Source organism: Devosia nitrariae (assembly GCF_030160115.1).
GTDB classification, from domain to species: domain Bacteria; phylum Pseudomonadota; class Alphaproteobacteria; order Rhizobiales; family Devosiaceae; genus Devosia; species Devosia nitrariae.
In genome coordinates this window covers 481,286-487,617 of the sequence record NZ_BSNS01000022.1, presented here as the reverse complement: position 1 = coordinate 487,617, position 6,332 = coordinate 481,286, and the positions used below count along the sequence as shown (strand labels likewise).

Here is a 6,332-nt window from a genome sequence, read left to right as displayed (position 1 = left end):
TCGAAGAACCGACGCCCGTCGCTGCGTGGCCCGCGCCTGCCCTTGCGCCCACCCGGCACGACCGGCTTTACCTTCTCCCACTGATCGTCGCGCAGAACCTCGCCATCCATCGCCAGCCTCCAAAAGCCAGCGTTGAATCTGATTTGCCAACCAAGGGGAATCCCTAGGTCGATTAAATTGTCACTACGACCTAGGGCCTTTCCCGTTCTGACGGAATTCGCAGACGTGCGTTGCTGTGCTCAAGGCTGCGCGGCCGCTTCCGGCAAAGAACTGGAAGCAAGTGGTGCCTCGGGATAGGCCGTACCTTGAAGGCGGCTCGAATGGCGTCTGCGCCATTGTCCTGGTGGCACGCCGGTCGCCTTCTTGAAGGCACGATTGAAGGCTGCTTCCGACTCGTAGCCGATTTCTGCGCTCACCTGCGCAACACTGACGCCGGCCATCTCGAGCCGCCGGCCAGCCAGTTGCATGCGCCAGCGGGTGAGGTACTGCATCGGCGAGACGCCGACATAATGATTGAAGCGTTCGGCAAAGACCGAACGCGAGAGCCCGATCTGCCTTGCCATGCCCTCGAGGGTCCATTCCACCGCCGGCTGGCCATGGATGAGGCGGAGCGCCCGCCCTATATGCGGGTCCCGCAGCCCCGACAACCAACTTCGCGACTCTGCAGGCAGTTCTTCCACATATTGACGGATGACCTCGACGAACAGCAGCTCGGCGAGCTTCGCCAAAATGGTTTCGCCGCCCGCCTGATGGCGCTCGGTTTGCGATACGGCGTAGTGGATCAACTGCGTCAGCCAGGCCTGATTTGCGATACCCCGGCCGTGGAGCATGCGTGGGAGCGACTCGAGGAACGGATTGTAGGGCTCGATGTCGCAGCCAAGATAGCCGCAGACGAACCGGCAACCCTCGCTTCCAGAACCGGAGTTGATTACGTAGGGCAGTTGCCGATCGACCGGATGAATGAAGATGGCGAGGTCCGGGGCCGCCCGCAGGCCCACTGTCGAACAGAGCGCATGCCCGTCGTCCATGGGAAAGGCAACGATGTCACCGGCCTCGAGGCGAATGGGGTCCATCGAGCCGTCCGTCAGCTCTGCAAAGCACGTACCCTCGAGCAGCGTATGGAAGTAAAAAACGTATTGGGACGTGGGCATTACGTTCGCGGCGATAATCGAGGCCTTGGGCGACTCGGCCACAAAATCGGCATGAAACGTACTGTCGAAGAATATCGCCCCGGTCAGCCGTACGGATGCAAGGACGTCTGAGAGAACATCCATTGGACAAAAGTCTCCCCTGGTCGATGACTTCCGGCCGGGCACCCCCTGACTTCACAATACCGCCAAGCTCCAGCACTGGGCAATCGCAATCCCACGGTTCTGTGATCACAGAAGTGGATCCCTGAGGGTTGCAGACGCGCGAGCAATAGATCCGGACGATCCGGCATTCATTGCGCCGAGCTCTGGGCGCTAGTCTCCCGCCTTCGAGGCCGCTTCGGCCAGGGAGGGAAAAATGGACAATGCAGAGATCGAAACGTTCGCTGCGGGCCTGCGCGGCGAGGTGATCGGCGCGGCCGATCCGGACTATGATGAAGCCCGCAGCCTCTATAACGGCATGATCGACAAGCACCCGCTGCTCATCGCGCGATGCGAGGATGTTGCAGATATCATCGCGGCGGTGAACTTCGGACGCGAGGCCCGCCTGCCGATCGCCATCCGCGGCGGCGGGCACAACGGTCCGGGCCTCGGCAGCGTCGACGATGGGCTGGTGATCGACCTTTCCATGATGAGGGGCGTGCGTGTCGACCCCGCGACCCGCACGGTTCGCGTCGGGCCGGGATGCACCTCGGGTGATGTCGATCACGCCACACATGCCTTCGGACTTGCCGTTCCCTTCGGCATCGTCTCGACGACCGGGGTCGCGGGTCTGACGCTTGGCGGCGGCACAGGCTACCTCACGCGCAAATATGGCCTCACCATCGACAACCTCCTGGAAGCGGACGTCGTCCTCGCCGACGGCAGCTTCGTTACCGCCAGTAAGTCGGAGAACCCGGACCTGTTCTGGGCGCTGCGCGGTGGCGGTGGCAATTTCGGCGTGGTGACCAGCTTCCTGTTCCAGGCGCATCCGGTAAAGATGGTTTTTGCCGGACCGATTTTCTGGGATGCCAGACACGCGCGGGACATCATGCGCGCCTATCGCGACTTCCTTCCCAACGCGCCCGAGGAACTGGGAGCGTTTGTCGGCCTCAAGACCGTTCCCTCGATGGATCCGTTCCCGCGCGAGGCGTGGGGGCAGCGTGCCTGCGCCGTGATCGCGAGCTTCAACGGCTCGGAGGAAGACGGCAGGAGAGCGATGGCCCCGCTCATCGACAAGCTCCCCGAGCCCTTCTTCAACTGGATGAGCGTCATGCCTTTCCCGGCGATGCAGGGGCTGTTCGACGGGTTCTTCCCCAAGGGGCTGCAGTGGTACTGGAAGGGCGACTTCGTCAAGGACCTGCCCGACGAGGCCATCGACATCCATATCGCCGAGGCGGCGAAAGCACCGAGCGAGCTGTCACTGATGCATCTTTACCCCATCGATGGGGCCGTGCGCCGTGTGGGCAAGAACGAGACGGCCTGGGTCGCCCGGGACGCCACATGGTCGATGGTGATCGCCGGAATCGACGCCAACCCGCAACAAGCCGGATCGCTCACGCGGTGGGGTCGGGCCTATTGGGAGGCGGTCCACAAATTCAACCCCGGGGGTGCTTACGTCAATTTCATGATGGAGGACGAAGGCGAGGCGCGCGTGAAGGCGAGCTACGGCGACAACTACGCAAGGCTGGCGGCAGTCAAGAAGCAATATGACCCGTCGAACCTCTTCCACGTGAACCAGAACATTCAGCCGGCGGATTAGCGGGCGAGCGTCCGGATGCCTGGGCGCGCCCCGGCATCCGGACAGTTTTGTGATCGCGGGCTGCCGGCCGGCCGCGGTGGGATCGGTTCCGCGTGCTGGCGCGCTGGTGAGGTGAACCCGGCGCCGGCATCTGCCCGTCATCCCTCCCGCGCCGGATGGCGCCTCATCTGAAACCCGGTCTTGGTCTGCTCGAAGCCGGCGGACGCATAGAAGGCGAGGGTGGCGGGGGTCTTCGATCCGGTCATCAGCATCACCTTGTAGCAATCCTCAGCCCATGCCCGTTCGGCCGCGGCATCGAGAAGGGCTTTGCCGAAGCCACGGTTCCGATAGTGGCTGTGCGTCACCACGTTCTCGATTAGGCCATAGGACCGGCCGCCACGCGTGAGGTTGGGGATGACGACAAGCGTGCAGCTGGTCACCATGGTCTTGCCGACGAACCCGACCAGGATCGTGCTGCCCGGGTAAAGCTGGAACCTGCGGAAGACGCGGATCGCCTCGTCGGGCGGACAGCGCAGGTCCCTGGCGTCCAGATGGGCATAGAGGTCGAGCAACACCTGCAGGTCGCTCTCCTCGGCCGGACGAATATGAAGTGCTTGCGTCATTGGGGCATGGAAGCCGGAAATCGACGGTTCGGCAAGTCGGCCAGCGCCCGAAGGAGGATGGCCGGTCCCAACCGCTATCGTGGCCGGCTAACCGCATGGGGCGCCGCCGGCATAGGTGCTCCTGGCTTGGGCAGCAGGGTGTCGCAATGGCGCATGCCCACAAACGTTCGTTAAAATTGCGTCGGCCGGGGCAACAATGGTGCGACCGTAGTGGAATACAACGGCCGTTTGAGCCGGAACCGGCACAGTTGGCAAAGATTACTCGAATGAACCCCGACGGGTCCCATAAGACAAGCGCTGAGCTCACCGCGATGGCATCGCTCGAAGTCCTTGAAGGGATAGCTCATCCGATCTTCGTCAAGGACCGGATGCATCGGTTCGTCTATCTCAACGAAGCGGCGTGCGCGCTGTTTGCTCGCCCGCCCGAGGACATGCTCGGACGCACCGACCACGACTTCGTGCCCAAGGAACAGGCTGACGCGTTCTGTGCCATCGATGACGAGGTCCTCGCCACCGGCGAGGACAGCCAGGTCGAGGAGGTGTTCACCGACCCGACCGGAGTGACGAAGACATTCCTGACGCGCAAGCGTCGGGCGACGATCCCCGGGGCGGATGGGCCGGAAGACGTCATCGTCGTCTCCATTTTCGATATCACCGAGCTCAGACTCTCGATCAACGCCCTTAGGGAAAACGACGCGCGATTCCGGGAGATGGCCGATGGCGCGCCGGTGATGATCTGGGTGACGAACGCGGCCGGCGAGTCGACGATGTTCAACCAGCTCTGGACCGATGTCACCGGCCAGGCGGAGGCCGACGCGCTCGGCACAGGATGGCTCAACTGCGTCCATGACGACGATCGCGAGCGGGTATTGGCAACGTTCATTGAAGCAAGCGCGTCACTGCAGCCGGTCGAAATCGAATACCGGTTGCGCAGGCGCGACGGCAGCTGGGCCTGGGTCCTGGACCAGGGCAGGCCGCGGCTGACCGAGCGCGATGAGTTCGCCGGCTATGTCGGCGCCCTCATCGACATCAGCGAACGCAGAGCGGCCGAGCTCGCGCTCGAAAGGAGCGAGCGGCGCCTGTCGACGGTCTTTGGGCAGACCATGGTGGGCATCCTGCACCGGGATCTCGACAACCGGGTGTTGATGGTCAACCAGCGGTTCTGTGAGCTGCTCGGTCGCACCAAAGAAGAGCTCGATGGCCTGCCGATGCACGATTTCACCCATCCGGACGACTACCCGGCCAACGAACGGAAGTGGCTGAAGCATGTGAGGACTGGAGAACCTTTCCAGCTCGAAAAGCGCTACCTGCGGCCGGATGGTGAAGCTGTGTGGTGCGAAGTGAGCGTCTCCTTCATCATGGACGCGCATGGCCGGCCCGAGTCCACCATCGTCGTCATCCAGGACATTGCGCTGCGCCGACAGGCGGAGCAGGAGCGGCTGCAGGCGCAGCAGCAGCTCGCACATCTTGCCAGCCACGACGTCCTGACCGGCATCGCCAACCGCGGTTATTTCCTGGAACGGATCGACGAAATGCTCCGGGTCCGCGGCAACCATCTGATTGCCCTCCACTACATCGATCTCGACGGCTTCAAGGAGGTGAACGACACCCTTGGGCATGCGGCCGGCGACGCGCTGCTCTACCAGGTGGGGCGTCGGCTTGAGCAGTGCATTGGCGAGGCGGACATCCTGGCTAGGCTCGGCGGCGACGAGTTCGCCATCGCCCAGCGCTCGCCTCCTGGCCCGGACAGTGCCCGGCGCCTGGCGGAGAAGATCATCGACGCGCTGGCCGTTCCGTTCGACATCGAAGGCGCCGGTGCGAGCGTGGGCGCGAGTATCGGCATCGCCTTCGCCCCAATCGACGCCGGGCATTCGAGCGATCTCCTCAAGGCCGCCGATACCGCGCTCTACCGGGCAAAATCCGGCAAGCGGGGCAGCTACTGCATGTTCGAGCGTGGCATGGACGCAGCGATGCGTACGCGCCACCTGGTGAGGATCGAGCTTGCGGGGGCGATGTCGCGGGGCGAGCTCGAGCTCCACTATCAGCCGCTCTTCGATATCGCCTCCAACCACATCACCGCGTGCGAGGCGCTGGCAAGATGGCGGCATCCTGAGCGCGGGCTCATTCCCCCCAACGAGTTCATTCCTGTCGCCGAAGAGTCGGGCCTCATCATTCCGCTGGGCGCCTGGGTCCTGGAGAAGGCTTGCGCCGACGCTGCCCGCTGGCCCATCGATGCGGCCGTCGCCGTCAATCTCTCGCCATTGCAATTCCGGAACTCTTCGCTTGTCGACACGGTCGCCAAGGCCCTGGCCGCTGCGGATCTGCGCCCGGACCGGCTGCAGCTCGAGATCACCGAAAGCGTCCTGCTCGACGACAGCGCCGGAAACCTCGCAACGCTGCGGGCTCTGCGGCAACTGGGGGTGCGGATCGCGATGGATGATTTCGGCACGGGCTACTCATCGTTCGGCTATCTGCGCAGCTTCCCGTTCGACAAGATCAAGGTGGATCGGGAGTTCGTTCGGGATCTGCCCGACAGCCCGGAGTCCCTTGCGATCCTGCGCGCCGTGGTCGGGCTCGGCCAGAGCCTCGGAATGACGACCACGGTCGAGGGCGTCGAGACGCAAGACCAGCTTTCGGCCGTCCGCACCGAGGGCTTTGTCGAAGCGCAGGGGTATCTGCTCGGTGTTCCGGTTCCAAACGCGGAGATGGTGAAGATCCTGCACGGACACAGGCCCGTGAGGGGCAGGGTACGTTCGGCGTGAAACGTGGCATGCGGCAAAAGCGCCGGCGGCCCGGTTGAAGCTTGGATCGGCCGACTGCCTGTCCTAACCTTGCTGCGTC

At 63.7% G+C, this 6,332-nt stretch carries 4 protein-coding genes and 1 pseudogene; 2 read left to right on the top strand and 3 right to left on the bottom strand.

The genetic code is table 11. From position 1 onward, the window contains the following. Both QQK18_RS22020 and QQK18_RS22015 read right to left on the bottom strand, forming a co-directional pair. Positions 1 to 110, bottom strand: a pseudogene (locus tag QQK18_RS22020) (IS5/IS1182 family transposase); the annotation flags it as partial. Positions 111 to 239: 129 nt separating this feature from the next. Continuing rightward, complete coding sequence (locus QQK18_RS22015) at positions 240 to 1,274, bottom strand: AraC family transcriptional regulator (protein ID WP_284342517.1); 1,035 nt, start codon at positions 1,272 to 1,274, stop codon at positions 240 to 242. A 232-nt stretch (positions 1,275 to 1,506) separates the two neighbouring features. Here QQK18_RS22015 and QQK18_RS22010 point away from each other — a divergent pair, with 232 nt between their 5' ends. Then, entirely contained in the window at positions 1,507 to 2,889 is a 1,383-nt protein-coding gene (locus tag QQK18_RS22010; protein WP_284342516.1) for an FAD-binding oxidoreductase, read from the top strand. Between the two features lie 137 nt (positions 2,890 to 3,026). Here QQK18_RS22010 and QQK18_RS22005 read toward each other — a convergent pair whose 3' ends face one another. After that, a complete protein-coding gene (locus QQK18_RS22005) occupies positions 3,027 to 3,491 on the bottom strand; it encodes a GNAT family N-acetyltransferase (RefSeq protein ID WP_284342515.1) in 465 nt (154 codons plus the stop codon). Positions 3,492 to 3,802: 311 nt separating this feature from the next. Between QQK18_RS22005 and QQK18_RS22000 the strand changes: the two genes are divergently transcribed. Next, complete coding sequence (locus QQK18_RS22000) at positions 3,803 to 6,253, top strand: sensor domain-containing protein (protein ID WP_284342514.1); 2,451 nt, start codon at positions 3,803 to 3,805, stop codon at positions 6,251 to 6,253. Positions 6,254 to 6,332 lie beyond the last annotated feature (79 nt).

Excerpts from the sequence above, each read along its gene's own strand:
- QQK18_RS22005 (WP_284342515.1), bottom strand. The coding sequence starts at position 3,491 with ATGACGCAAGCACTTCATATTCGTCCGGCCGAGGAGAGCGACCTGCAG.
- QQK18_RS22010 (WP_284342516.1), top strand. The coding sequence starts at position 1,507 with ATGGACAATGCAGAGATCGAAACGTTCGCTGCGGGCCTGCGCGGCGAG.
- QQK18_RS22015 (WP_284342517.1), bottom strand. The coding sequence starts at position 1,274 with ATGGATGTTCTCTCAGACGTCCTTGCATCCGTACGGCTGACCGGGGCG.
- QQK18_RS22000 (WP_284342514.1), top strand. The coding sequence starts at position 3,803 with ATGGCATCGCTCGAAGTCCTTGAAGGGATAGCTCATCCGATCTTCGTC.